General features: G+C 38.1%; 22 protein-coding genes. 15 read left to right on the top strand and 7 right to left on the bottom strand.

All coding sequences use genetic code 11. The annotated features are described in order from the left end of the window. The first annotated feature begins 7 nt into the window (after positions 1-7). Positions 8-247, top strand: a complete 240-nt coding sequence (locus X953_RS13755; RefSeq protein ID WP_019376022.1) for a DUF362 domain-containing protein — start codon at positions 8-10, stop codon at positions 245-247. A gap of 776 nt (positions 248-1,023) precedes the next feature. Here the strand turns inward: X953_RS13755 and X953_RS20400 are convergent. The 3 genes from X953_RS20400 to X953_RS13745 all read right to left on the bottom strand — a co-directional run bounded on the left by X953_RS20400 (position 1,024) and on the right by X953_RS13745 (position 3,880). Further along, the gene (locus X953_RS20400; protein ID WP_255350985.1) at positions 1,024-1,158 is read right to left on the bottom strand and encodes a hypothetical protein; all 135 of its coding nucleotides are present in this window, start codon (positions 1,156-1,158) and stop codon (positions 1,024-1,026) included. Positions 1,159-1,257: 99 nt separating this feature from the next. Further along, positions 1,258-3,306 carry a thioredoxin domain-containing protein gene (locus tag X953_RS13750; RefSeq protein WP_040956105.1) on the bottom strand — a complete coding sequence of 683 codons (2,049 nt, stop codon included), beginning with the start codon at positions 3,304-3,306 and terminating at the stop codon, positions 1,258-1,260. Between the two features lie 148 nt (positions 3,307-3,454). Beyond that, positions 3,455-3,880, bottom strand: coding sequence for a YmaF family protein (locus X953_RS13745; protein WP_052350136.1), 426 nt, complete (start codon positions 3,878-3,880; stop codon positions 3,455-3,457). A gap of 174 nt (positions 3,881-4,054) precedes the next feature. Between X953_RS13745 and X953_RS13740 the strand changes: the two genes are divergently transcribed. From X953_RS13740 to X953_RS13705, 8 genes are all read left to right on the top strand, one after another. Then, a complete protein-coding gene (locus X953_RS13740; protein ID WP_040956104.1) occupies positions 4,055-5,614 on the top strand; it encodes a plasmid pRiA4b ORF-3 family protein in 1,560 nt (519 codons plus the stop codon). A gap of 142 nt (positions 5,615-5,756) precedes the next feature. Further along, a complete protein-coding gene (locus tag X953_RS13735; protein WP_040956103.1) occupies positions 5,757-6,206 on the top strand; it encodes a flavodoxin in 450 nt (149 codons plus the stop codon). 143 nt (positions 6,207-6,349) lie between these two features. Continuing rightward, complete coding sequence (locus X953_RS13730) at positions 6,350-7,315, top strand: N-acetylglucosamine kinase (protein WP_052350135.1); 966 nt, start codon at positions 6,350-6,352, stop codon at positions 7,313-7,315. A 10-nt stretch (positions 7,316-7,325) separates the two neighbouring features. Next, complete coding sequence (locus X953_RS13725) at positions 7,326-8,189, top strand: MurR/RpiR family transcriptional regulator (protein WP_040956102.1); 864 nt, start codon at positions 7,326-7,328, stop codon at positions 8,187-8,189. Between the two features lie 286 nt (positions 8,190-8,475). Continuing rightward, complete coding sequence (gene murQ / locus X953_RS13720) at positions 8,476-9,375, top strand: N-acetylmuramic acid 6-phosphate etherase (protein WP_040956101.1); 900 nt, start codon at positions 8,476-8,478, stop codon at positions 9,373-9,375. 99 nt (positions 9,376-9,474) lie between these two features. Further along, complete coding sequence (locus X953_RS13715; protein WP_040957118.1) at positions 9,475-10,800, top strand: ABC transporter substrate-binding protein; 1,326 nt, start codon at positions 9,475-9,477, stop codon at positions 10,798-10,800. An 84-nt stretch (positions 10,801-10,884) separates the two neighbouring features. After that, positions 10,885-11,778, top strand: coding sequence for a carbohydrate ABC transporter permease (locus X953_RS13710; protein ID WP_040957117.1), 894 nt, complete (start codon positions 10,885-10,887; stop codon positions 11,776-11,778). 31 nt (positions 11,779-11,809) lie between these two features. Continuing rightward, a complete protein-coding gene (locus tag X953_RS13705) occupies positions 11,810-12,652 on the top strand; it encodes a carbohydrate ABC transporter permease (RefSeq protein WP_040956100.1) in 843 nt (280 codons plus the stop codon). Positions 12,653-12,704: 52 nt separating this feature from the next. Here X953_RS13705 and X953_RS13700 read toward each other — a convergent pair whose 3' ends face one another. Genes X953_RS13700 through X953_RS13690 form a run of 3 tightly spaced genes read right to left on the bottom strand, consistent with a single transcriptional unit; the run spans position 12,705 to position 17,808 of the window. Next, complete coding sequence (locus X953_RS13700) at positions 12,705-13,964, bottom strand: exo-beta-N-acetylmuramidase NamZ domain-containing protein (RefSeq protein ID WP_040956099.1); 1,260 nt, start codon at positions 13,962-13,964, stop codon at positions 12,705-12,707. A 43-nt stretch (positions 13,965-14,007) separates the two neighbouring features. Next, on the bottom strand, positions 14,008-16,074 hold the full coding sequence (locus X953_RS13695; protein WP_232217690.1) for a glycoside hydrolase family 3 protein: 2,067 nt from the start codon (positions 16,072-16,074) through the stop codon (positions 14,008-14,010). A 24-nt stretch (positions 16,075-16,098) separates the two neighbouring features. After that, complete coding sequence (locus X953_RS13690) at positions 16,099-17,808, bottom strand: serine hydrolase domain-containing protein (RefSeq protein ID WP_040956097.1); 1,710 nt, start codon at positions 17,806-17,808, stop codon at positions 16,099-16,101. Between the two features lie 461 nt (positions 17,809-18,269). Between X953_RS13690 and putP the strand changes: the two genes are divergently transcribed. The 4 genes from putP to X953_RS13670 all read left to right on the top strand — a co-directional run bounded on the left by putP (position 18,270) and on the right by X953_RS13670 (position 23,024). Next, positions 18,270-19,769: a sodium/proline symporter PutP gene (putP, locus tag X953_RS13685; protein WP_040956096.1), complete on the top strand. Its 1,500-nt coding sequence runs from the start codon at positions 18,270-18,272 to the stop codon at positions 19,767-19,769. A 20-nt stretch (positions 19,770-19,789) separates the two neighbouring features. Next, positions 19,790-20,743 carry an agmatinase family protein gene (locus X953_RS13680; protein ID WP_040956095.1) on the top strand — a complete coding sequence of 318 codons (954 nt, stop codon included), beginning with the start codon at positions 19,790-19,792 and terminating at the stop codon, positions 20,741-20,743. A 442-nt stretch (positions 20,744-21,185) separates the two neighbouring features. After that, positions 21,186-22,502 carry a globin-coupled sensor protein gene (locus X953_RS13675; RefSeq protein WP_040956094.1) on the top strand — a complete coding sequence of 439 codons (1,317 nt, stop codon included), beginning with the start codon at positions 21,186-21,188 and terminating at the stop codon, positions 22,500-22,502. A 270-nt stretch (positions 22,503-22,772) separates the two neighbouring features. Then, entirely contained in the window at positions 22,773-23,024 is a 252-nt protein-coding gene (locus X953_RS13670) for a hypothetical protein (protein ID WP_040956093.1), read from the top strand. A gap of 234 nt (positions 23,025-23,258) precedes the next feature. On the opposite strand, the gene X953_RS13665 is transcribed toward X953_RS13670, so the two are convergent. Next, positions 23,259-23,549, bottom strand: a complete 291-nt coding sequence (locus tag X953_RS13665) for a hypothetical protein (protein WP_040956092.1) — start codon at positions 23,547-23,549, stop codon at positions 23,259-23,261. 243 nt (positions 23,550-23,792) lie between these two features. Here X953_RS13665 and X953_RS13660 point away from each other — a divergent pair, with 243 nt between their 5' ends. Both X953_RS13660 and fliD read left to right on the top strand, forming a co-directional pair. After that, the gene (locus tag X953_RS13660; RefSeq protein WP_040956091.1) at positions 23,793-24,032 is read left to right on the top strand and encodes a hypothetical protein; all 240 of its coding nucleotides are present in this window, start codon (positions 23,793-23,795) and stop codon (positions 24,030-24,032) included. A 318-nt stretch (positions 24,033-24,350) separates the two neighbouring features. After that, positions 24,351-26,492 carry a flagellar filament capping protein FliD gene (gene fliD / locus X953_RS13655; protein ID WP_040956090.1) on the top strand — a complete coding sequence of 714 codons (2,142 nt, stop codon included), beginning with the start codon at positions 24,351-24,353 and terminating at the stop codon, positions 26,490-26,492. The last annotated feature ends 129 nt before the right edge of the window (positions 26,493-26,621 follow it).

Here is a 26,621-nt window from a genome sequence, read left to right as displayed (position 1 = left end):
AAGTAATATGGCTTTCGTTATTTTGGATCCATGCCGTGCTGAGAAATCCGGTGAGTGTGTGAGCGTGTGTCCAGTTGATTGTATAGAAGAAGGAAAAGATCAGTTTTACATAGATCCGGATATTTGTATTGACTGTGGAGCATGTAAAGCTGTTTGCCCAGTAGAGGCAATAGAAGAGGAATATGATCTTTCGCCAGATCAAGAAGTTTTTCTTGAAAAAGCGGAAGAATTCTTTGCGAATAAATAGATACAGAGGAAAGGCCGTGGCACACAGATGTGCCACGGCCTTTTCTTAGTGTTTCTAATAGGGTTATTCCATGATTCGCTGTATAGATAAACTCGGAAATAACTAAGATATAGAGGCTGCGTAAATCACCGCTGCGGGGAAATATTCCGCTTTCCGCGGGCGGCTGATGAGCCTCGGGCCAACACGATGTTGGTCATGAAGGCGTTGCGACAGGACGTCGCGACTTTAGCCTTCCAACCTTTATATGCGTTCCGGGGTCTCATCGAGGCCTCACCTCCCGCAGGACAAGGAAGGCTTCGTCAGCAATACATCGCACGATGAAAATGTGTATTTTATTTTCGAGTAGTCTCCATATTTCCCCTTCGCTACTATTTCCTATTAAATCTACGAAGAAAAATTGCGTTCACAAAGATCCAGAATATGCTGTGTACGAATTGATTGGAGTGGAGGGCGGCAATCTAAGAACGCCACGTCCTGTGGCAACGATTGCATGACCAACGTCCTGTTGCCCCGCGACTCCTGCCGGAATAGCATGAGGCGAAGACCCTGGACGGAGCGTAGCGGAGGAAGCGGCTGAGGCCATGCCGGTGGAAAGCGTCCGCCTGAAACGGAAATCAATGGGGCACTTCTTCTCAAATATTTCACTGAGCTTTTCATCAATAAAGTTACGTCGCAGTTTACTCCGACTGCGTGAAATACCTTGGTAAAAGAGCATCTGATTTCTTATAGCCCGCAGCTGCTTTATAACAAACCTTTAACCTAAAGCAAGGGGTTTCTTAATCTTCTACAGGTACAGCAAGCTTGCTCACAATCCAGCGCTTAGCTGTTTCCTCATCAATTTCGTAAACTTTACCTGCACGTAGTAATTCACCATGATAAGCTGTTTGGACGTTCATTTTTACTTTAACCATGTTGATAGGCTCCTTTATTATTTATGAATAATTTCAGTATACATGAAAATGACCACAAAAATAAGTGGCAGCTAGTTAGTAGCAACCACTATAATAACTTTACTTTTCAATTATTTTTTCTATTGCTTTATCTATATCCGTTGTCGGTTGTTGACAGCTGAAATTTTCGCATACATACACGGTGGTCTTATCTTCCAATTGTCTGTATTCTGCCGCAAAAGGTGCAATGGTTATAAGGTCTTCTGATCTCTCTGTAACCAATACGCTTACATTTGGCATAAATGTTGTTTGTAGTTTTTTCAATAGTTTTATACGGGCAGGGTCATTTCTTTTCCCAACCACGACTACTTCCTTAGTTGGATTCTCTGTAAGTTGTAGGCTTTGCATAAAGTAAGGAGCTGCTGAAGCCTGTCTGTTTATATCATCGTAAAAGGTGTTATACATCGTTTCGACCCTTTCGAGAAACTGCATTTCTCCAGTTAAGGACCCAAGACGTACGAGCGCCACAGCAGCAACACTGTTTCCAGAAGGGGTCGCTCCATCATAAATTTCTTTATCTCTGGAAATTAATTCTTCACTGTCCTTCCCACTGAAGAAAAAGCCACCATCCTGTTCGTCCCAGAATAAGTCAATCATTTGCTCACTAAAATTCTTTGCCTGACTCAAATAATAAAGAGAAAAGGTTGTCTCATATAATTCCAAATAAGCAATAATCAAGTATGCATAATCATCCAAGTAGGCATTATATTTTGCCTCTCCATCACGGTACCGTGCTTTAAGACGATTTTGTTTGATAAGATTTCTTTCAATAAAGTTCATTGCCTTCTCAGCCATCCCAGTATAGTTTTCGTTTTGAAAAACTTTACTGGCCTTAGCTAATGCTGCGATCATCATGCTGTTCCAAGCAGTTAGGATTTTATCATCCACATGTGGGTACACACGTTTTTCGCGCTCTTCCAGTAGCTGCTCCCTTGCTGTTTCCAATTGTTGTAGTAGGTTCTTATCGTTTAGTATTTTTCCTAAGCTAACTTTAATTGAATTTGGAATGTTTTTCCCCTCAAAATTGCCGTATGGTGTAATATCATACACTTCAGCAAAAATTTCTCCAACAGAATTGCCGAGGATATCAAATATTTCTTCTTCTTCCCAAACATAATACTTTCCTTCTTCGCCTTCGGAGTCCGCATCAATGGCTGAATAGAAGGCGTCTTCTCTGCTAGTCATCTCCCTTTCGATGAATGTAATGACTTCTTCACAGATTTTTTTATACAAAGGATGATCTGTCAGTTGGTAGGCTTCGGTGAAAACGGTGAGTAAAAGTGCATTATCGTAAAGCATTTTTTCAAAATGAGGAACAAGCCATTTTTCATCAGTTGAGTAGCGAGAAAAACCAAAGCCAATTTGGTCATAGATCCCACCCGAAGCCATGGATTGTAAAGTCAGTTCAACCATTTTTAAAGCAGCTGTTTTATCCGTAAAGTAATAATGCCTGAGTAAAAATAAACTGTTTTGGGGCATAGGGAATTTAGGAGCACTTCCGAATCCGCCATAATTAAAATCAAAAATTCTTCCTAGCTGTTGAAAAGCTTGATGAACAAAGTCATTATTTAATCGTTGTTTACTTTTAGAAGAGACCGTTTTAGCTAATGCACGTTCTACGCTATTCGTGACTTCGGTAATGTGTTTCGGATCATTAGTGTATTTCAAATATAATTGCTGAAGAGCTTCAATCAGTCCTGGTCTGCCGTATTTAGATTGCTTCGGGAAGTAGGTCCCTGCATAAAAAGGGACTTGATCTGGTGTCATAAAGATAGTTAACGGCCAGCCACCGTGACCTTCCATCATCTGACAGACCTTTATATATACAGCATCAACATCTGGGCGCTCTTCCCTGTCCACTTTAATAGCCACATAATGTTTATTCAATAAAGCAGCAACTTCCTCGTCTTCAAAAGATTCATGTGCCATGACATGACACCAATGACACGTGCTATAACCAATGCTTAGAAAAATTGGCTTTCCTTCTCGTTTGGCCTTATCAAAAGCAGCCTCACCCCAAGGATACCAATCTACAGGATTTGTAGCATGCTGAAGCAAATAAGGGGATTTTTCAGTGATTAACTGATTGTTTTTGTTTGGAGTTGTCATCATTGTCACCTGCCGTTTTTAATTTAGTTTAAGCTTACCTTACCATATTCCGTAGAATCAATTCCAAAAGTGTAAGTGGATAGCTGAGCATTTTATGATGTAATAAACAGCAGACAACAGTAGAAGAAACCTATCGCTATATAATAAATTAGTTTTTTGCAGCTGCAGTAAACCCTTTAATAACATGGGTATGCCCATTACTTTCTTTTGTTTTAAATTCTGTATAATGAATGTGGGACCCATCGGGCAATTGAGTTGGTGGTCCTGTATATGCTTCATAATAGTGAAAGTGTCCGTCATTAAAAGTAGTATTTCCATAAACCTTGTGGACATGTCCGTCCTTTGAGTCGATAGCGGGTCCAGTGACCCCAGGATGTAAATGTGTATGCCCACCTTCACAAGTGGTAGTCCCGTAATATGCATGTGTGTGTCTTTCATTGCCTTTCATTTGATCCTGCTGTTCCCTTTGAATATTTTGAGGGGTGCCTTCAGGGTGATTTAAATTATATGGATGTTGCATTAGTTTTTTACTATAAGGAAAACTGAACAGCATAGGAGATATGCCACGGTACATATGATTGCCTCCCTGTTATAATTGTAGTCCATACAATATATTCATGAAGTGTATTTTTAGATAACAAAACAATTTTTTTAGGAGATTTTATAAGCAATTCACCCCCTCGATAGAAATAAGAAGTCAATTGTCCATTTCACATGTTAAGATAGAAGAAAAGTGAGGTGGAGGATTATGATCTATGAATTGAAAATAGTACTAAAAGATGTAGGAACTCAAGTATATAGGGATATTCAGCTTGATGGACAAACTACATTCGAAGAGTTGCACCAAATAGTACAGATTGCATTTGAATGGTCTGCATCTCATTTATTTGGGTTCTTTGTTGCTAGAACAAATGGAAAAGAAGTGAATCGAATTAGAATGACATCGAAGAAAGATCCCAATGAAAGTTTTTCGAATCCTAGGATAAATCAATCACCTACTTATTATATTGAAGAAGAATATATTGCTGATTGGTTTCAGGTTGTTGGGGATCGAATCATCTATGTTTATGATTATGGGGATGATTGGCAGCATGAAATTACCTTGACACAAATAATTCAACCTAAAGAAGGGGAAGCTTACCCCCAGTGTATGAAGGCGGAAAATATTGCTCCACCAGAAGATAGCAGAGGAGAGTTGCTGGGAGGCGATATTAATCTAGAATTTGCTGACAATAAAGAGTTGCTAAATAAGGTAAACAAGGATTTAGAAGTCGCTTTTGCAAATGATGCGATTCATGTAGATATATGGGAAGAAGTATTAAAAACGGCTAAAGAGTTTCACAGACAAAAGCCATGGAAGAAGCTTCGAGATGATGAGATTTTCACCGTTGTGGATCCTGTCACTAAAGAAAATTTGTTTTGTTCGGTACTAGGAGCAGGTGAAGAAACATTTGGTCTTGCGGTGTACATTGGTCAAGCTGGACTTCAATCTTTAATTGAAACGGTGACGAGAGAAAGTGAATCATTCTCTATCATGCTTAAACAACGTAGTCTGCTGCTCAGCTTTGAAGATAGGGAAGATTTATCAAGGAGCGAGTACAAATTCATTAAATCATTTAATACTAATTTTCGTGGTAAAAAAGCATGGCCAATATTCATAAGCTATGTTCCTGGCTATAACCCTTGGGATATAGATGCTGAGGAAGCAAGACTATTAGTAGTAGCGATGTCCCAAGCTTTAGAAATTTTAGAGGAGATCAAAAGTGGACTTGAACTCCCTGATTTTTTTGAGGGAAGTTCTTTTGTCAAAGTTCCCTACGAGCAGGCTGGAAATATTATATACCAGAATGAGATAAAGGATATCGAGGATATGATTCATGATCAATCCGATTCTCAAGTTGAGTTAGGGGTTTCTGAGCTTACCATTAGAAGACTGAAAAAAAATACAGACAGGATAAAGGCTGAAATAGAATTTAGTCTCCAGTACGTCGATTTGCCTGTTCAAGAAGATCCAAACGAAAGACCAAGATTTCCTGTTTTATCCATTGCTGCAGATCATACGCAAGGTTTAGTCATTTATCAAGATCTTCTCGATACCACTATAGAAAATGAAACTGCACAACAGCAACTTGTGAATTTATTCCAATCAATTGAAGGAATACCTGAAATACTGTATATGAACGCACAAACTTTTCATCAAATTGAACCACTGGTAGAAGAATTAAACCTTTCAGTGGAAATCACCCAGGAACTTACCATTATTAATGAGGTAATTAATGGACTACACAATAGTATCTCACCTTTTTAAAATTAAGGATTGAAAATGAGACTATTGTCGCCAAATAAATGTTGTCAAATTGCCATACTTCCCATTGAAATATTATTGAAATTAATTCTCATTATCAATTAAACTTAAGTTAACATGACATTGTTAAAAGGTGGGTGGGATAATGGGAAACTTATTAATAATATATGCCAGTTCAACTGGGAATACGGAACTAATGGCTGATGCAATAGAGGCATACTTGCGAAAAAAAGATCATCAGGTGGTAAGTAAAACATTCGATTATGATCCAATCAATGTGGAGGACCTGCTACTCTATGATGGGATTCTCATCGGAACATACACATGGGATGATGGTGAGTTACCATATGAGGTCGAGGATTTTTACGAAGAGCTGGAAGATGTAGACCTTACAGGTAAACCTGTTGGCGTATTTGGATCTGCTGATTCCTTCTACGATACATTTGGAGGAGCAATTGACTTACTTGCTGATCGCTTGCAAAGCCGCGGGGCTGTGTTGCTAGATGATAGAATTAAAGTAGATCTCACTCCGAAAGCAAAAGATATAGAGAATTGTGAGTTATTTACACAAAAATTAATAGACAAAATAGAGTAGCCAACAATACATAGGTTGTATCATGTAAATAACATTTTACAACCTATGTATTTTATTGTAATAAAATTTCAGAAAATACTTGTTATTTTAATCCTTCTCAGCTAATGTTGTATGTAAAGATTAATTAGTAAGGTGGTAAATACATGGGGTATATGATTGGTATTGATGGTGGGGGAACAAAAACCGAAGCTTTACTTGCAGACAGAAAAGGGAATGTTATAGCAAGAGCATTAGCTGGCCCAACTAATCCAAATCTAATAACAGTAGAGAAATTAGTCGATACATTCGATGTACTTTTTACCAGTTTACAGGCACAATTCTCCCCATCTATTCAGCAAATTACAGCATTATTTGCCGGAATTTCAGGAGCCGGAAATAAACAAAACCAACAGTTAATTAAAAGTGTAATCCAACGCTTTCTGCCAAATGTGCTCATTCATGTAGAAGCCGATACGGTAAATGCTCTTTATTCGGGTACATACGGAAAGCCGGGTATTGTATTGATTTCCGGTACTGGGTCAATTGCCTTTGGTATCAACGATAAACTAGAAAGAGAACGTGTTGGCGGCTGGGGATACCTATTTGGAGATGAAGGCAGCGGGTTTGATATTGGACGCCAAGGAGTTATTGCAGCATTAAAAGCATACGATGGACGAGGACATCCAACCATATTGCTTTCTGAGTTGTATTCTCACTTCTCAGTAAGCAACCCTCAAGACCTCATCCGAAGCATCTACCAAGCTCCTATACCAAAGGACACGATTTCGCCTTTATCGAAAATTGTATTTCAGGCATATAGACAGAATGATTCCGAAGCGAAACGTATTTTGATGAATGTAGCTGAGGATATGAAAGCAAAAATGATAACCCTACATAAAAAGCTATTTCAAAAGACAGAAATAGTTAGAGTTATATTATGTGGTGGTATTTTTCAAAATAAAGACATTATGCCAATTCTACTTGAAGGAAAATTAAGGTCATATCCTTATTTACAAATAAGCATTCCATCCATCCCTCCAGTTGCTGGCTCACTAATTGGAGCCGCAGTCATGCACAGTGATTGTGTACAGGGGGAATTTATTAGTAATCTGCAAAAATCATACAAATGAGGTGACTAAGATGTCCCATATTAAGGGAGGGTTAACCATAATTAAAGAAATGGTTAATCATTTGGCTCCATCGGAAAAAAAGATAGCGGAGTATATTTTGAATAACCCTGAGGAATCTATTCTGCTTACAGCTCTAATGCTTGGTGAAAAGAGTAATACAAGTAGTGCGGCAGTAGTGCGTCTATGTAAATCCCTCGGGTTTAGTGGCTTTCAAGAACTTAAGATTCGGGTTGCTGGTGATTTACAGGAAGAAGATATACGCGGCTATCGAGATATAGATCCAAAAGAGGATGTAAAAACCATTATAGATAAGGTTACAAGTAACACGATTCAAACATTGAGAGAAACAGTAGATATTTTAAACGAAAAAAACATACAAGAAGCTGTTGCTCTGCTAGGTAATGCAGATTCAGTACTATTTGTCGGTGTAGGGGCTTCTTATTTAGCTGCAAAAGATGCAGAGCAAAAGTTTATTCGGATTAATAAAAATGCGCATGCATTTTCAGATGCGCATATGGCGGCAACTGCAATTGCCAATAAGGGTTCCAAAGATGTGGTGGTCGGAATCTCCTTCTCAGGAAACACCAAGGAAATAGCTAAACTACTTGAGCTTGCTAAGCAAAATAACGTTAAAACGATCAGTATAACAAAATACGGAAGTTCGCTAATCACACAATTCACCGATATTCCGCTACATACTTCTGCAGCAAAAGAAGCCACCTTCCGCAGTGGAGCAACTTCTTCTCGAATTGCCCAATTGCATGTTATTGATATTTTGTTAATGTGTCTGGCATCACAAGAGTACCAACAAACGATTACCTATTTGGATGAGACAAGGAAAGCTGTTTCTTTTCTATCGGGTAATAAAGTATAATTTTTCATTTGTTAAGCTGTTCATGAGCAACTGAGGCTGGGATAAAAGAAAATTTATACATTGAAAATCCGAACCGATTCGTACTATTAATGAATTATGGTTCGGAATCTTTTTGCAACAAATCAGAGAAGCAAAATTTGAAATATTATTACTATTACCTTTTATATGTGTTGACAAAATAGTTCAGTATAACTATAATTAATGAAAATTAAGAAAAATTAAATTAAAAAGAAATGTAAGCGGTTAATAAGACTTAGATATAAAGATAAAGGGGGATGGCATATAAATGGAATTAGCGGGATTGACGACAGAAAGAAGAAATCTTAATAGCTTGCAATTGGATCAAATGACCTCTTTGGAAATACTAAAATTGATGAATGAGGAAGATAAAAAAGTGCCTTTAGCAATAGAAGCAATTTTGCCACAGGTGGATCTTGCTGTTAACAAAGTATTTCATGCCCTCTCGCATGGAGGGAGGTTGTTCTATGTTGGAGCAGGTACAAGTGGCAGACTTGGTGTGATGGACGCATCTGAATGTCCACCTACATTTATGACCTCACCTGATTTAGTTCAAACTGTTATGGCTGGAGGGCAGCAGGCCTTCTTTAAAGCAATCGAAGGGTCAGAGGACGAGGAAAAACAGGCTGTTATCGACTTAGAGGCTAAAAAGTTCTCAAAGAAAGATGTGATGATTGGAATAACAGCAAGCGGAAGAACTCCATATCCCATAGGCGCTGTTAAATATGCTAAAGAATTAGGAGCCTACACTATTTCTTTATCAAGCAATAAAGAATCAGTCATAAGTAATTATGCAGATTGTAATATAGAAGTGATTGTGGGACCAGAAGTACTGACTGGTTCTACAAGGTTAAAGGCTGCCACAGCGCACAAAATGATCCTTAACATGATTAGTACTGCTACAATGGTTAAACTTGGCAAGGTATATGAAAATTTAATGGTCGATGTACATGCAAGTAACTATAAATTAAGAGAACGAGCAAAGCGAAATATCATGGAGATTACCAATGTTACATATGAAAAGGCAGAGGAAGTACTAAATCAAACTAATTATGAAGTGAAACCTGCGATTGTCATGATTGAAAGTAATGTGCCGTACTCTACTGCAAGAAAGGCAATAGCCGAAAACAATGGATATGTAAGAAAAGCAATTAAATCACTATCATAGGAAGCAACATTAATAGATTAATAATCTATTAATGAGTTTCATATATATTAAAAATTAAAGGGGGTAAATACATTGAAAAAAATAATCAATGTTCGCACAATGTTTCTATTTGCAGTCATGTTAATGCTTGCATTTGTAGTTGCATGCTCTTCTGATGATGGAGGCAATACGGATAGCGGTTCCGATAAATCCGAAAATACATCAGAAGGAGGGGATGGAGAGATCTCCGGAGATCTGGAAATTCAGTATTTTGTTGGTGGGTATGGAGATTCGTGGTGGAAGGAAGTTATTGGGGATTTTAAAGAAAAATATCCTGATGTGAACGTGATTGAGCATGCAGGCCCTAATATTAACGACGAGATGCGTTCTAGATGGGTTTCCAATGATCCACCAGATGTTGTTTACATTGATGGCGCTGGATCTAGTGAAACTCAAATGGTAGAAGATGGTCAGTTGATGAATTTAACTGACTGGGTACAGGATATTGAGCTAGATAATGGCGATAAGCTTGTTGATAGTTTTATCGTGGAGCCAGGTAAATTTGATGGAGATATCTACTCCCTTCCATTAGTTTTTGATACATGGGGAACTTGGTATGACAAAGCATGGTTTGAAGAAGAAGGGTTCAAAGTTCCAAGTGACTTTGATAGCTTTATGAGCTCCATGCAGGAAATTAAAAAAGAAGCAGATATTGAACCATTTGTAACTTCAGGACAGCATCCTTATTATTTCCTTCGTGGCATGCTTTATCCAGCATTTGGAGCAGCAGGAGGAGATGAATTATTAGCAGATTTAATTACTGGTAAAGAGGGAGCATGGACCAGTGATGTGGTTCTCGAAACAATGAAGAAGGTAGAAAAAATGCAAAAGGAAGGCATGTTTGATGAAGGGCTAGGAGCGTTGAACCATACACAATCTCAAATGAACTTCCTTCTACACGAAAATGCTTTTATCCCAGTAGGGTTCTGGCTACCTAATGAGATGGCAAATGACATTCCTGAAGGCCTGGAATTTGGCTTTATCCCTTCCCCTATGCAAGATAAGGGTGAACCGTTCGCTATTGTACCTGATTTACGTCCATTGGCAATTGCTGAAAATGCAGAGAATCCTGAAGCAGCTAAGGCCTTTGTTGAATTCGCTTTTACAAGAGATTATGCAATGTCCTTCTCTGAGCATACAGGAGCAATTATGAATATTACTGGTGTCGATTTGACTAAAAACGAAAACGTCCCTAGCTACTTAACAGAAGCTAATGCAATGATTAATGATCCAGAACAAGTACAAATCTATGAAAAACCACATCCAATGAGTGCAGATTTAGAGACGCCGGTTGGCAATGCATTAATGTCCTTAATGTTAGGTAATATGACTGCTGAAGAATTTGTTCAGGAAGCTGAAAAAGCTGCGGCGGATTACCGGAAATAAGGAAATGAGGCTGGTATGGAATATAGGGCATCTTCTTTGCTCCATGTTCCATACCGTTCATTTTTAAAAGGAAAGAGTGATGGAATGGTACAGTCAAAAAAACAAAAGTATACTTTTTTGGCTTTTTGTTTGATTCCTACATTTATCATGTTTGCAATTTTTACCCTTTACCCACTGTTTAGTGGCTTATATTATTCATTTTTTGATTGGTCAGGCTCTTCACAGAATAAGGATTTTATAGGGATCGACAATTACATAAAGCTTTTTAATGATGCAATTATTCCAGGAACAATTATTCATGATTACTTTCTGGTGGCGACAAAAGTGATTGGTATTATGGTTATGGCATTATTTATCGCTGTTGCTTTAACACAATTGAAAATTAAGGAAGCCCCTTTTTATCGAATTGTTTTTTTCTTCCCTAACATTATGTCAGTTGTTGTTATAGGTATATTATGGACTTTTATCTATAATCCAAATCTTGGTTTAATTAATTCAGGTTTAGAATTTATTGGACTTGAGAGTTGGACCAGACCTTGGCTTGGTAGTGAAACATGGGCTTTGCCAAGCTTGGTGCTACCATCCATATGGGCAGGAATCGGCTTATTTATGCTTATGCTGATGGGAGGAATAGCAAATGTTTCAAAAAGTTATTATGAAGCTGCTGAGATCGATGGTGCCAATGAATGGCAGCAGTTTTGGAAGGTTACCCTGCCATTGATTTGGCCACAGATCAAAATTTCAGTGCTTTATATCGTTATAACTACATTAAACGGTTCCTTTATTATTGTACAGGTTATGACTGGCGGTGGTCCAAATAACTCTACACATGTCATGGGGTCCTACTTATATCAACAAGCTTTTGTCCAATTTAATTTCGGATATGGAGCAACTATTGGAGTAATGATTCTTGTATTCTCCTTACTAACAGTGTTAATTCTACAATTCTTTATGCGAAGAGACAAAGTGGAGTACTAAGATAGAAGAAATAACAAAGGAGGAAGCGAAGGTGAAACGAAGTGTTGGTCAAATCCTGGGAAGAACCGGGATACGAATTCCTCTCATTTTATGGACAATTGCTGTGTTGTACCCGATTTTTTGGATGTTTCTCGGTGCGTTTAAGTCAAACGCTGAAATCTATAGAAATCCCTGGGGGTTTCCGGAAAGCTTTAGTTGGCAAAACTTTATTGATGCGTGGAACAACTATAATATTGATACAAGCGTATTTAATAGTTTATTTGTCACTGTGCTGGGTGCGGCAATTACCCTCGTACTTGCCATTCCGACTGCATATGCGATTGAACGATTAAATTTTAGAGGAAGTCGGTTTTTATTTACCTTGTACGTATCTGCCATGATGATTCCTATGGTGCTAGGCTGGATCCCATTATTCTTTTTATTAATGAAACTAAACCTGCTTGATAATATTATTGGTTTATCTATTGTTTATGCTGTTAGTCAGTTGCCGTTTACGATTTTTGTATTAACAAGTTTTATGAGTACAATACCTAAATCCTTGGAAGAATCAGCAGCGATGGATGGTCTGTCTCCATATGGAGTGCTATGGAAGATTATTACTCCTCTAAGTATGTCAGGGATTATTACGGTGACTATTATGAATGCGATACAGTTTTGGAATGAATATTTTATGGCATTAATCTTTCTGCAAACACAAGAGAATTATACATTAGCTTTAGCAATTGATTTTATAAGCAGTGAGGCGCAATATACGAACGCATGGGGCACGTTATTTGCAAGTCTGGTTATAGCAATCACTCCTGTTATTATATTATATGCCATTTTCCAGCAACGAATTGCAAAGGGAATGACAGAAGGGGCAATCAAAGGATAGGATTAATAAAAACAGCATCCGCTTAGGGATGCTGTTTTTTTATTCTAGAATATTAGTATAATAGATAGTCTTTGCGTAGTTTCTCAAAGTCTTTCAATTCATGTTTCCACTGTTTTTGTATTTCTTTTACAGAGGATCCATCCTCAATTGCTTCACGGACCCAGCCATTGCCAATCAGATTATCAAAAAAAGAAATACCTGAACTATTTTCTGCTCGGAATGCAAAATCTTCAGGGTACATGTCATTGATTGTTTTCACAATATGCAGCCCAGTCTCCACAGGCTTATATGCTTTCTTATTTGTTATATGAATTTGGATGCCGTGACTTAACTTGCCGCTATGCTTTGAAAAGGATGGTGTAAAAGATGCAGCACGGAACTTTACGCCAGGTAAATCTTTCTTCGTCAGTTCTGTAGCGAGCTTTGTTCCATTTATAAAAGGTGCACCGATGAGTTCAAAAGGTTTCGTTGTTCCACGACCTTCTGATACATTGGTACCCTCAATTAAAGCGGCACCAGGATACACAATTGCTGTAGTCAGTGTTGGCATATTTGGTGATGGTAAAACAAATTCCAGGCCTGTATCATCGTAATACATATTTCTTTTCCAACCATCCATTTTCACTACAGTTAAATCAGCATCAATTTCAAATTCATCATTGAATAACTCTGCCAATTCACCCACAGTCATGCCATGGCGTAATGGTATTGGATATTTTCCAACAAAAGATGCATAGTCGGGGTCAAGTACAGGGCCTTCTACTTTGTGCCCACCAAGCGGATTTGGGCGGTCAAGCACAATAAATGGAATGTCATTTTCCTGTGCTGCTTCCATTGCGTAAGCCATTGTGTATATATAGGTATAGAAGCGTGTTCCTACATCCTGGATATCGAATAGCAATACATCAATGCCCTCGAGCATTTCAGGTGTTGGTTTACGAGTCTTTCCATATAGACTGTATACGGGTAAGCCGGTCTCTTCATCCATGTAGTACTCAACATATTCACCTGCTTGTGCATCACCACGCACACCATGCTCCGGACCGTAAAGGGCAGTAAGGTCTACATCACGATCCTTGTGCAAACGATCAACAATACTATTTAATTCTTGGTCGACTCCGGTAGGGTTGGTAATTAAACCAACCCGCTTTCCTTTAATAAGATCTTTTTGTTCGTCCAGTAGTACTTCCACACCTAACTTCAATTTGCTCGGATGTTTTTTACCTTTTCCATTTCCTTTATCAGCAAATGCAGCAGTGAGGGAACTTAAAATCAGAAGTGCCGCAAAAAACATAATAAACGATCTTTTCATCTTCTAATACACTCCTTTGGTTATGATAATGATTTACCTTTTCTTAATAAGAGAGTCCTGTTCCATAGTTATACAAAATGCTACCTTGTTGATTCGGAATCGTGACAGGGAGAAGGCCAGTAGGATTATTTTTGCCAAACAATGTTGCTGCTGTAGCCCGGAAGCTTGCATTTCTGAAACCATATTGAGCAATGAAGGCATCAATTTCCGGGTAGGCCATAATGTCATATGGGTTACGGATTGCTACTCCCGTGACAGGTACTTCTAGATGTTCTATCAGCTGATCTACCAACTGCATTTGTGAGCTTTCTGGTGATCGACCGTTGACGTTATACGTATATGTGCCAACAATTACAGTTGTAGCTTTCTGTAATTGAGCAAGCTGGCTATCGGATAATGGTCCACTAGCTCGTATCAATTCTGAGTTTGAGTGGTGGCTTTTCACAGCGTTGAAAAGATCTGTAATAAATGTGTTGCCAACTACCACAACTTTATCGTCTGACGAGAGAGAAAGAGGCAGAATGGCATCATTCTTCACAAGAGTGATTGAGTTGTCAGCTGCTTCCTGCTCGACCTCTTTATGTTTGGCTGAGCCAACAACCTGCTTCGCATTTCTAATTTTCTCAGAGATTGGTAACGGATTATCTTCTTTAATAATCCCACGATTAATCTTTAACTTGAGTATTCGCTCTACAGAAGCATTCACACGTGCTTCTGTTATTTCACCGGTTTCTACAGCCTCGTATAATCCCACTGCTACTTCTTCCAGTCCCACAGGCATTAGGATAATATCGGTACCAGCATTCACTGCTCGGATCACTGCGTCAACAGAGCCGAAATGATCAGCTATTGCTTTCATATTCAAAGCATCAGTAATAATTACTCCATCATAATTCATTTCTTCCCGCATAAGCTCTGTTAGTACTTTATAGGAAAGTGTAGCAGGTAAAGATATTTCCGATCCATCTTTTCTAGAAATGACCTTCGTGTTATCTATTTTTGGGAAAGTTACATGGGCTGTCATAATAGCATCGATTTCATTATTCATTGCTTGTTGAAATGGATACAATTCCACTTTCTTTAAACGTTCTAAATCATAAGGAACCTCAGGCAGACCTAAATGGGAATCGACCGCTGTATCTCCGTGCCCAGGGAAATGCTTTGCAGTTGCTGCTACTCCCGTGCTTTGTAAACCTTTGGAATAGGCGATACCTAAGTCAGCAACTAGTCCGGGATCTTCGCCAAAAGAACGTACACCAATTACAGGGTTATCAGGATTATTATTAACATCTAATACAGGCGCTAAATTCATATTGATACCTAGTGCGTGAAGCTCTTCGCCAATTACTTCCCCAACCTGTGCTGCTATTTCAGGAGAACGGGTTGCACCCAATGCCATGTTTCCAGGCATGTCAGTACCGGATTGCAAGCGTGTTACAATGCCACCTTCCTGATCTATTGTCATCAATAAACCATATTTTTCAGCGGCTCTCTGATAGTCTGCTACAAGTTTTGCGGTCTGGTCCGTTGTCACTACGTTTTCTCTAAAAAGAATGATTCCACCTAGATGATAATCTTTTACTAACTGTTCAATTTCAGGAAGCATCTCCGTTACGTCATCGCCATTCCACTTACGAAAGTCAGGCATTAACATCTGTCCAATTTTTTCTTTAACGGTCATACGCTCAACTGCTTGTTCAATAAGATCATAACGTTCTCCCTTACGCTTTAGAACAAGTTGTTTTCCTTTTTTATGATGGACGGCGATTCGATCTGTAAATTTGCCATCTGATACGGTAATCCAAGATCGACCATTTTGGCCTGTAAAAGTAACCGTACCATTCCGGTCCACAGTTGCAACATTTTTATTACGTGAACTCCAAGTTATATCTTTATTTATATTTGTAAAATATCCATCCTTATAAAGGTGTAATGCCTGTAAATCGATATGGTTATTTTCTACATTAATTTCTGTTTCAGGTACATTTTGTAAGATTATCAAATCATTTATTTGTTGGTCAGTCTCTGCAGAAACTAGCGTAGTACTAAAAGAGCTAAAAACTAAGATAGTAAACAATATAAGAAGAAAGCTTCTCTTTTTAGAAAACATAATTATAACCCTCCTTTAAAATTTTTAGTAGGATCGCTTTGTCCATTCGTCACTTTTCATGGAAAGTGGTAGTTTCCCTCCATTTTCAGTTTCTAATTCCAGATTAGCAACATACCAGCCTCTGCCATTATTATAAGTATCTGTTTTATAGCGGAAGCGAATATGGGTTGCATTTGCAGGAATTTGAATCTCTGTGGACTTCCATCCCACACTACTTCCGGTGAAAGGAGGGTGAACAGTTGACCAATTCTTACCGTCACTCGATATCTCAACTAGTCCCATATCGTAATTTGCTTCCGTTCGATACCATGTATCAAATGTAAGAGTCGCTGCTTTATTACTAGTTAATTCAGCTGTAAGTGTTCGATTTAATTGATCACCATATCCTGAAAACCATGCTTTTTGCTTACCAGGTATCTTGACTGGTATGGCATCAGCAACTTGCCGGGCAAACTGGCGCCTCGCTGGGTTTGTAGAAACAGTTTCCCTTGTTGGATGTACTCGGTTTGTTAACAATATGGCAATGGTGTCATTGTTTTGGTTAATAACAAGTGAGGTTCCTGTATAGCCAGTATGCCCAATGGAGTTGGCTTCAGATAAACCATCCATATACCAGCTTTGTGAAAGCTCCCAACCAAGTCCATGTTCATCTCCAGGAAACTGAGGGATTTGGTTATTGACTAACAGAGAGACTGTTTCCGGCTGGAGTATTTGTTTCCCTCCGTAATGGCCATCGTTTACGAACATATGGGCAAGTTTTGCTAAATCTTTTGCAGTAGAAAACACACCAGCATGTCCAGCTACACCATCAAGTGACCAGGCGCTTTCATCATGTACTTCGCCCCAAACCAGTCCTCTATCCGTCCATGGCTGAAATTCTGTTGCGGCAATCCTTTGTTTTAAATGCTCGGCGGGATTGTACATCGTGTCATTCATTTTTAATGGTTTAGTGATTTGGTCGGCTACAAATTCATCTAACCTTTGTCCGGAAAGTCGCTCTATTAAGGCACCTAATGTGATCATATTTAAATCACTGTAGGTATAAATGGAGCCAGGTTCATTGCTAAGCGGGTATTGAAAAACATAGTGCAGTCGTTCTTCACGGTTTTCACCTATTGTATAGAGGGGAATCCATGCCTTGAAACCGGATGTATGTGTCATAAGTTGCTCAATCGTTACATTTTGTTTGCCATTTTCAGCGAATTCAGGAATATATTTGGCTACTGGATCATCCAATTCAAAATAGTCTTCTTCATACAACTTCATAGCTGCAGTAGTAGTGAAAATTTTGCTGATGGAAGCAAGATCAAAAATGGTGTTCTTTCTCATAGATACAGGGCTCTCCGCTTCTGTCCCTTTATCATCGGTATACCGAAATGCATCTCCATATGCTTTGTGTTGGACAATATGACCTCTTCGAGCAACTAGTGTAACGGCACCAGGCATTGTACCTTTATTAATCATTTCCGTCATAATCTGGTCAATACGCAATAAGGGAGTTTTAATCATGCCGGCTCCACGGGCAGAGCCAGGGTGAAGGACTGGTGATGTAGGACCCGGTGCGCCCCAAGAAAAGACAGGATGAGTCTTTTGAGGTACGACTTGTTTTGTATTCTTATTCTCAATCGTTGGTGCAGGGGGCTTATCAGCTTCAGCGTAAACGTTGGTATGCGAGCTAAAGATAATACTGGTTGACAACAAGAGGGAAATACACAAAAAAACTGTTTTTTTCATATGATTCCTCCTTTAGTGTTTGAAAGCCGCATGATAGTTTTGGTTATTATGTAAATGCTTTCATTAAAATAAGATTAACTCAAACGTTGGTAGTAAGTATATGGGCTTAAGGTTCTGAATTTATCTAATAATTAAAATATATAATACTAAAGAAGTGGGTAAATAGATGTTTTATTTGAAAACCCAACATATCAGCATGGAAATTTTTTAGCATACCTGCAATCTACTTACCATAAGACTAACTAAACAATAAATTTTATAATTTTTGTTTTTATGAAATATTTAGTTTATAGTGAATGAATATAGGTAATAGGAAAAAAGGACGTTCTATAAAAAATAGGAGGGGTTTAGATGGAATATGCTATCAGTGGCTGGACATTATTTTGGTTTGCTGTTCCGATGCCTTTGTTAATTGTGTGGGCGACAATAACCTTTTTCACGGAGAAGGGCAGTGAAAAAGAATGAATCCAACCTTAGTAACGTTTATTGCTTACCTCATCGTGATGATTGCAATTGGTCTCATTACATATCGAATGACTCATACTCTATCAGACTATGTGCTTGGAGGAAGAAAATTAAATAGTTGGGTAACCGCTTTTTCAGCAGCAGCCAGTGATTTTAGTGGGTGGCTATTAATCGGTTTACCAGGCGCTGCTTATGCTGCGGGTCTCGGTACTTGGAGCCTATGGATTGCAGTTGGTTTGGCAATTGGTGCAATGATTAACTGGCAATATGTTGCCAAGCGATTGCGCATTTATACGGAGTACTCAAATGATTCGATTACACTTCCACAGTTCTTTGAGAATCGTTATAGAGATAAATCTCATTTATTACGGGTTGTATCCGCTCTTTTTATCCTCGCATTCTTCTTGTTTTACACAGCATCGGGGCTTGTCGCAGGAGCAAAACTTTTCCAAGGAACCTTTGATGTCAGTTATCATTTTGCTTTAACCTTAGGTGCAATTATTATTGTTGCCTACACATTTTTAGGTGGTTTCCTGGCTGTAAGTATTACTGATTTTATTCAGGGTGCACTTATGTCGGCAGCTCTGGCATTTACTGCTATTTATGGACTTATTTCCATAGGTGGATTTGGAGAACTATTTAACCAGTTAGGCTCGATTGATCCCAGTCTAATAAATGCATTTGCAGATACTGCTTACGATCAGCCTAATGGAGTGTTTTGGGATTCAGCAGGCGCGATTGGCGCTGTAGGTATAGTTTCTGCTCTTGCATGGGGGCTCGGCTATTTTGGTCAGCCACATATATTAGCTCGCTTTATGGCAATCCGTTCTCACAAAGAAATTAGAAAAGCAAGATTGATTAGTGTCAGTTTAGGTCTTGTTATCCCATTATATGGGTCTTTAATTGTTGGAATGTTGGGGATTGTAACCTTTGATCAACCACTTGCAGATTCAGAGCAAGTGTTTATTCAACTCGTACAGGTTGTTTATAATCCTTGGGTCGCCGGAATATTACTAGCAGCAGTTTTAGCTGCCATAATGAGTACAGTAGATTCTCAACTTCTTGTGTCCTCCAGTGCTTTATCAGAAGACTTTTACCGGAGATATTTCCGAAAACAGGCTAGTGATAAGGAACTTGTTTGGGTAGGAAGGATTTCAGTTCTCGTTATTGCCATTGTTGCTGTACTAATAGCATGGAACGAAACAAGTTCTGTACTTAACTTAGTAGGATATGCATGGGCCGGATTCGGTGCCACCTTTGGCCCGCCAATTCTCTTTTCATTATTTTGGCGGAAAACGTCTCGCAACGGGATTGTTGCAGGAATGATAGTTGGTGGATTAACCGTATTTATATGGCCAATGACAGGGTCAGCATTATACGAAATGGTTCCAGGCTTTGCCTTTTCTTGTATTGCAATAATAATCTTTAGTCTGCTTGGTGGCGGCCCATCTAAAGAAGTAGTTGAAGAATATGATAAAGTTTCTGGTGTAAAATAAGAATTTAGGAGTGATCGCAGATGAGTCAAAATAAACTATATGGCAATACACCATGTTTTTTGGAAGGAAAAAAGGTAAACCTAAAAGATGGATCCGCTAACGATCAGGATGTACTTATTTATGGTGTCCCCTGGGAAGGTGCGGTTACGTGGGGAGATTACACTGGTTGTGAACTTGGCCCGAAGGTGATCCGATTAAATTCCGCACGTTATACTGGATATTTGCCTGAGCTGGATGGGATAGACGTTTTAAATCATTATAAAATTGGCGATTTGGGTGATGTCGATGTCTTGCCAGCAGATACTATAGAAACAATGAATCGCATTGAGAATTTTGCCAGTGAAGTATGGAAAACAAATAAGTTCCCAGTAGCATTTGGCGGGGACCATGGTATTACGTATCCAATCGTAAAAGCATTAAGTGAGGAAGTGGATGGGCAGGTAGGTATCATCCATTTGGATGCACACTACGATAACTACAAAGACTATCAAGGTGATCTGTATGCTAGAAGTACTCCATTTCATCGTATTTATGAAAGTGAAAGTGTAAGGAATGAGAGTATTGTTCATATGGGAATTCATGGTCCAAGAAACGCACCGGAAACAGGGAAATATGCTAAAGAAGTTGGCGCAACAACAATTTCTGTAAGAGAAGTACGAAAAGCAAAAAATTTAGCAGAGCTTGCTGCCAAAGCATACGACATTGCAAGCGAGGGGACAGAAGCAGTTTATTTAAGTATTTGCAGTGATGTACTTGATTTTGCTTTTAATCCAGGCGGACCTGTCGATGGTAATGGACTGACTTCATTTGAACTATTGGAGCTTGTCCACGAGTTTGCGAAGCTGGGTATTCGTGGGATGGATTATGTAGAAGTCTATCCACAGCAGGACACAAATGATAATTCCTCCCACTTTGTAACATATGCGGTATTATATGCGCTTGCTGGGAACATCTTACACGAACAAAAGAAGTAGAGATAGATTAATAAATGGAAGACCACTCTATTTTAGGGTGGTCTTTTTAATTGCTTAGTAAACTCAGGAGTTATAAAAAGTTAATCGTCGAATGATAGACATTAAGTCTCGAAAAAGCACTTGGAATGTCTATCATAAGGCTGATGACGGACATTGAGGCACGGAAATAGGGGGCGAATGTCTATCATCAAGCTGATGACGGACATTGAGGCACGGAAATAGTGGGCGAATGTCTATCATCAAGCTGATGACGGACACTGAGGCACGGAAACAGGTAGTGAATGTCTATCATACGAGGGGAAAGCCCCGTTGTAGCGCCTAAATAGAGAGTGAATCGTTACGCCATATATTTAGTTCAAAAACATGACTTTTGTACTACATATTTTCAGTGTCCCAGCCGATATAAGTACTATATCTGTAAATTAAGGGGCGTATTAACAGAATGGCAATAACATTAAAAAGAAAGAAACCGACAAAAGTACAAGAGCAATCTCTTATAAAACAAAGCAAAAAAATGAAGCCTATTTTTCAAGTTGCTAAAGGTTCAGATTTGGAAAAACAGTTAAATATGCTTGATTTGACAGAAGACGATTTTGCAGTTGCACAGGCATTAAAGCCTTATGTGGAAAAAGAAAATATAGAAATCATTGATAATTTCTATCAAAATTTGGAGCATAATCCTAACTTAATGGAAATCATCGAAGCGAACAGCTCCATTGAACGATTGAAAAAAACTCTAAATCGTCATATTGTTGAAATGTTTTCAGGGGAGATAAGTGAAGAATTTATTCAACGAAGAAAGCGTATTGCCCTAATTCATGTAAAAATTGGTCTGACACAAAAATGGTACATCGCATCCTTCCAGAAAATATTTGATGGATTGCTCAATATTATCATAAAAAATTTGCCAAATCAGGATGACAGAGTCCATGCTATTAAAGTTGTGACTAAATTATTGAACTTAGAACAACAGGTGGTGTTAGAGGCTTATGATGATGAAGTGATCCGTGTAAAAGATGAAGAAGCAAAATCAAAAATGAGAATACTTGACTCCTTGGAGGGTACAGCAGAGGAATTAGCTTTACTAGGAGAAGAAACGATTACTTCAATTAAAGAAATGACTGGACAGGTAGATGTCATCACTAACAATTCAAAAACAGGCACTGAATTAGCAATAGAAGCGAAAAAAGCAGCGGATGAGGGACAAACAAAGTTAGCAGAAATGAATGTTTCCATTGAAAACATGGAGTCAGGTACAAAAAAAGTAAATCAGGATATGGCAGGATTGGAAACCACTTCTACACAAATTAAGGAAATTATCGAGATTGTTAAAACAATTGCAGAACAAACGAATTTACTTGCACTAAATGCTTCAATTGAGGCAGCAAGAGCCGGAGAACACGGGCGTGGTTTTGCTGTAGTTGCTGAAGAAGTTAGAAAGCTGGCGGAACAGACCGGAAGCTCAGTAACTAATGTTACAGAATTGGTGAACAAAACGAATGAGCAGGTTTTTAATAGTTCAGCATCATTACAGGAAGTACAAGGTTTTCTCATAGATATTAAAACACATATGGCTAACACGGAAGCAGCTTTTGGCAAAATTGATAGTCGTATGGAAAAAACACAAGAAAGTAATCAGCGTATTCAGGATGACCTGGAGATGTTTGAGGAGGCAATCGGAGGGATTGAGCAATCAGCAGTAACAATTAAGGGATCTGCAGACCGTTTAAGTGAACTAATGGAAGAGAAAAATAGATAAATCAGAAAGCTTCCTTTTTTGAAGGGGGCTTTTTTAGATACTAGAAACCTTAGGATTTATTATTTCAGTAATATGTGCTATTCCTTCAGCTCGAGTCCCTAATTAATAACCCTACAGGACAACATCAGCAAAATTAGGCGTTATACCAACACAGTTATAATTACCTATATAGAATTGGAAAATAATCCTATTTACACTTGTTGCACTAAATATTAAATGATATGATCAAGTTGTATTAAATTCAAGATAACTTGATAAGGAGGGAACAGGTTGACCAAAGAAATGATGGAAGATCTGTTACATTCTATCACGCAATGGCTGGATGAATTAAAAGATATAAAGGAAAACGGTCAGAAAATTGATGAACTTTATTCAAATCTAGAAACAGAAGCATCTAACCTGGAGAGTCATTTACAAGGGCTTCAGCAAAATATCAAGCAATTGGATAAAAAGTTAGCAATGGTGATAGAAAGAAGAATGAAAACAGGCACAGAAAAGTTAATAGCACGGAGAGCATTTTAAAGAAGTAAAAGCGTGCGATTTGCAGGCTTATTTTTTTTGGTAATTAACAACCTACTGGCGCATTGAGATTGAACTGGATACCCATTGTGACATTAAGTTAGGTAGTAATCATTATCCTGCCACATGGAAAAATTTTTGCAAAGCTGTTGCCAACCTGAACGGAAGAGAATTTTATTAGCTCAAAGAAGGAAAATAATCATGAAAATATTCTATTCTCTTTCTGGTTTCCTACAGCTAAGTAACAAGGAGATTTCCGGCTTTCTTTGCACATACTCTTTCCAGTTTTCTACGAATTTTCTCCTCATAAAAAGGATGATCCAACTTATGTGTTTTTATTTTACCAATCTTCTTCCTTACCTCAGCATTATGAATAATGAGATTGCGTATTTCTCCTTCTTTAAGTAAGTCTTGAAACCATTGCTTTTTCTTTAGTTCCTGGATGTTTTTTTCTATCTCCTCCTCTGTCACCTTTTTGAACTCATAGCTTTCAAATAGGATAATTATTACATCTATTAAAAATCCCATACAGCAATTCTCCTTTACGTGATTTTCTATTTATAATACGTAAAAAAGAGGTAATGGTTTCAAAATATACTTATAATTTAACTTTCTGTAATGGAAACGGAAATATAAAAGCGAAACATCAGCCTTGTATTTAATTGCTTATCCATTTGAAGCAATCTCTATTTCACTTGGGAAAGAATCGTGCTATTCTAGAAAAACAACCAATTCAATATATAGAATATTTGTTGTAGAAGGAGGGGTACTGTGAATTTAGATAAGCAAAAAGAGAAGCAGCGTTTGGAATTGCAGATGAAGTGGTGTGAACAGAAGGACTATTTCCTTGAAAAAATAAATGAGAAGTTAGAAGAAATGAGATTCATCGCAGTTTACGCTTTAGAAGAAGACCTTTCTGCCTCTGAAAGACAAGAATTGAATGATCAGCTCAATTATTTGAAAAGAGAAGTGGATATGCTGCAAAGTCAAATGCAGCCCATCATTCATTAACCCAAAAGCAACTGTTATTATGGGATATAGTACAAAAATACATATATAACAAAACTGCCAAACTAAATTAGAAACTGGCAGTTTTTTTCTACTGAAGAGCCAACTAACTCCAGTATCTTTGAAATGGCTAAAAAAGAGTATCTCTCATAATAAGGAGTGGCAATTCTCTTCCAGTGTTGCCAACAGAATAAAGATAATGACCAATTCTCATTTAAACTTTCCGCAATAGCTGCCGATATATAAATTAGAAAACTATAAAATCAATGAAACTGCTATACTATAAACAAGTAGAACGGAAAAATTATAGAGGTGAATGAAATGAGAATAGGCGGACTTGCTTCAGGAATGGATATTGATTCCATGGTAGCTGACCTAATGAAAGCTGAACGACTTCCTATGCAAAAGATGCAACAGGATCGTACATGGATGACATGGCAACGTGATGCTTTTCGTGAAGTCAATACAAAATTTCTTAACTTTCGGTCAGAGCTTACTAAAATGAAATTATCGACCACTTTCAGGTCAAGAATGACATCAGCAACGAATGAAAACTATGTATCTGCAACAGCTACAAGTGCAGCTGGGTTATCTTCGTACACTATTTCCAAAGTAGATAAGCTGGCGACTGCTGCAACAAAAGTGAATGGTGGTCGCGTGTTTGGATCCGACACAGAAGATGCAAAAACAGTTGATACACGCAAAAGTTTAGCAGAATTGAAAAGCAGTTTTTCGAGTACTACTGAATCGAGTACTACTGAATCGAAAACTACTAAATTTGAATGGGAGCATGGTAGTGTTAAAAAAGAGACAATCAATTTAGATGAAGCTAAGAAAGTTGTAAAACTTAATTTGCAGGATGGAACAAAATTAACCAATCCTGTAGATATTCATGTTGGTGAAGAGATTGAGACAGGTAACATGTCGGTAAAAGTTGGAAATAGTTATTATAAAGTTGTTATGGGGAAAGATGCTAAAAACCTTGCTTCCAATGAAGTTTTGTTGAATGACACTACTAATGAACTTACATTTAAAGAAAACTTGCCAAAAGGAAGCGATATCAAGGTTAATTATACGACAGATTTACAAATCGATACGATGAAAACAGCAGCAGATGGAAACAAAATTAAGCTTTCTAACCAGGAAATATCTGAAGACGAGTTTGAAATGAAAATAGGGGATGTCGGCTATGTAGTTAATGATAGCAAGATTTATTTAAGTGGTGATGATCAAAAAAAAGATATTCAACAGGGCACTTTAGATAAGGCCACAGGCATTATTACCATGAATGAAGCAATTCCTAAAGATACCGAGGTAAAAGTAACATATAAATATGATTACACAAGCTTTCGTGTAGGTGCCCATACAAAAGACGGTGAAAAAGAAGAAGCCTTTAATATAAAAGCAAGTCAATCCTTTGATTCTATGATTAGTCAGGTGAACAGTGCGAATGTTGGTGTAAGTATGTTTTATGATTCTGTTACAGGTAAAATGACACTAAATCGGACGGAGACGGGTAACTTTAATGGAGCGGAATATACCGACCCGGATAATCCAGGAGATTCGGAAATCATTACAAAAGGTTCGTTCATCCAGGATCAATTGAATTTTTCCAATGCTACAGAAACTGGTGGTAATGATGCTCACTTTACGATTAATGGATTGTCTACAACTAGAAGCTCCAACTCTTTTACTATTTCAGGGGTAACCTTTAATCTTAAACAAACCTTTTCTGCCGAAGATGTGACAGTAAATATCTCTAATGATTCCAACACCGTTTTTGAAAATATCAAAGGTTTTGTAGAAAAATACAATGAATTAATTGGTGGTATTCAGGATCGTTTGCAAGAAGATAGGTACAAAGATTACCGACCATTAACAGATAAACAACGGGAAGAAATGAGCGACAAACAGCAGGAATTATGGGAAGAAAAATCAAAAAGTGGATTACTTCGCAGAGATTCCACATTATCCAGTGCACTAAATGATATGCGTCGTGACTTCTATACCCCGGTAAATAATGGTGAAATTCCTTCTGCCATGCAACAATTAGCTAGTATAGGAATCAGCACTACTGCCAATTATTTGGAAGGTGGAAAGCTGGAAATCAATGAGTCTAAATTAAAAAAGGCGATTGAAGAAAACCCGGAAGCCGTAGAAAAACTATTTAAAAATGATGGAACTGGCTATGGTCAGCAAGGAATCTTGGACAGGTTAACTGATACAGCGAACAAAGTAATGGATACAATAAAAACGAAAGCTGGAAATACATTCCAGACGGAGAATCAGTATACAATGGGAAGACAATTGGATGATCTAAAAGATCGTATATCTTCTTTTGAAAAGCGACTTGTGCAAGTAGAGGATCGTTATTGGAGACAATTTACAGCAATGGAAAAAGCAATTCAAAGAGCTAATCAACAATCGATGTACCTCATGCAGCAATTTGGCGGAGGGATGTAATACCAACTTGTAACATGCACCCTGTAGTGGTAGTAACCCTGCCCTGCAGGGTGTTTTTGCATCATATTTAACATATGACAGTTGTATTGTCGCAATATTATTTTTTTAAAAATACTATTCATTCTTTGT

The sequence above is a fragment of the Virgibacillus sp. SK37 genome (assembly GCF_000725285.1).
Lineage (GTDB): Bacteria > Bacillota > Bacilli > Bacillales > Amphibacillaceae > Virgibacillus_Q.
This window is presented reverse-complemented; position numbering and strand designations above follow the sequence as displayed.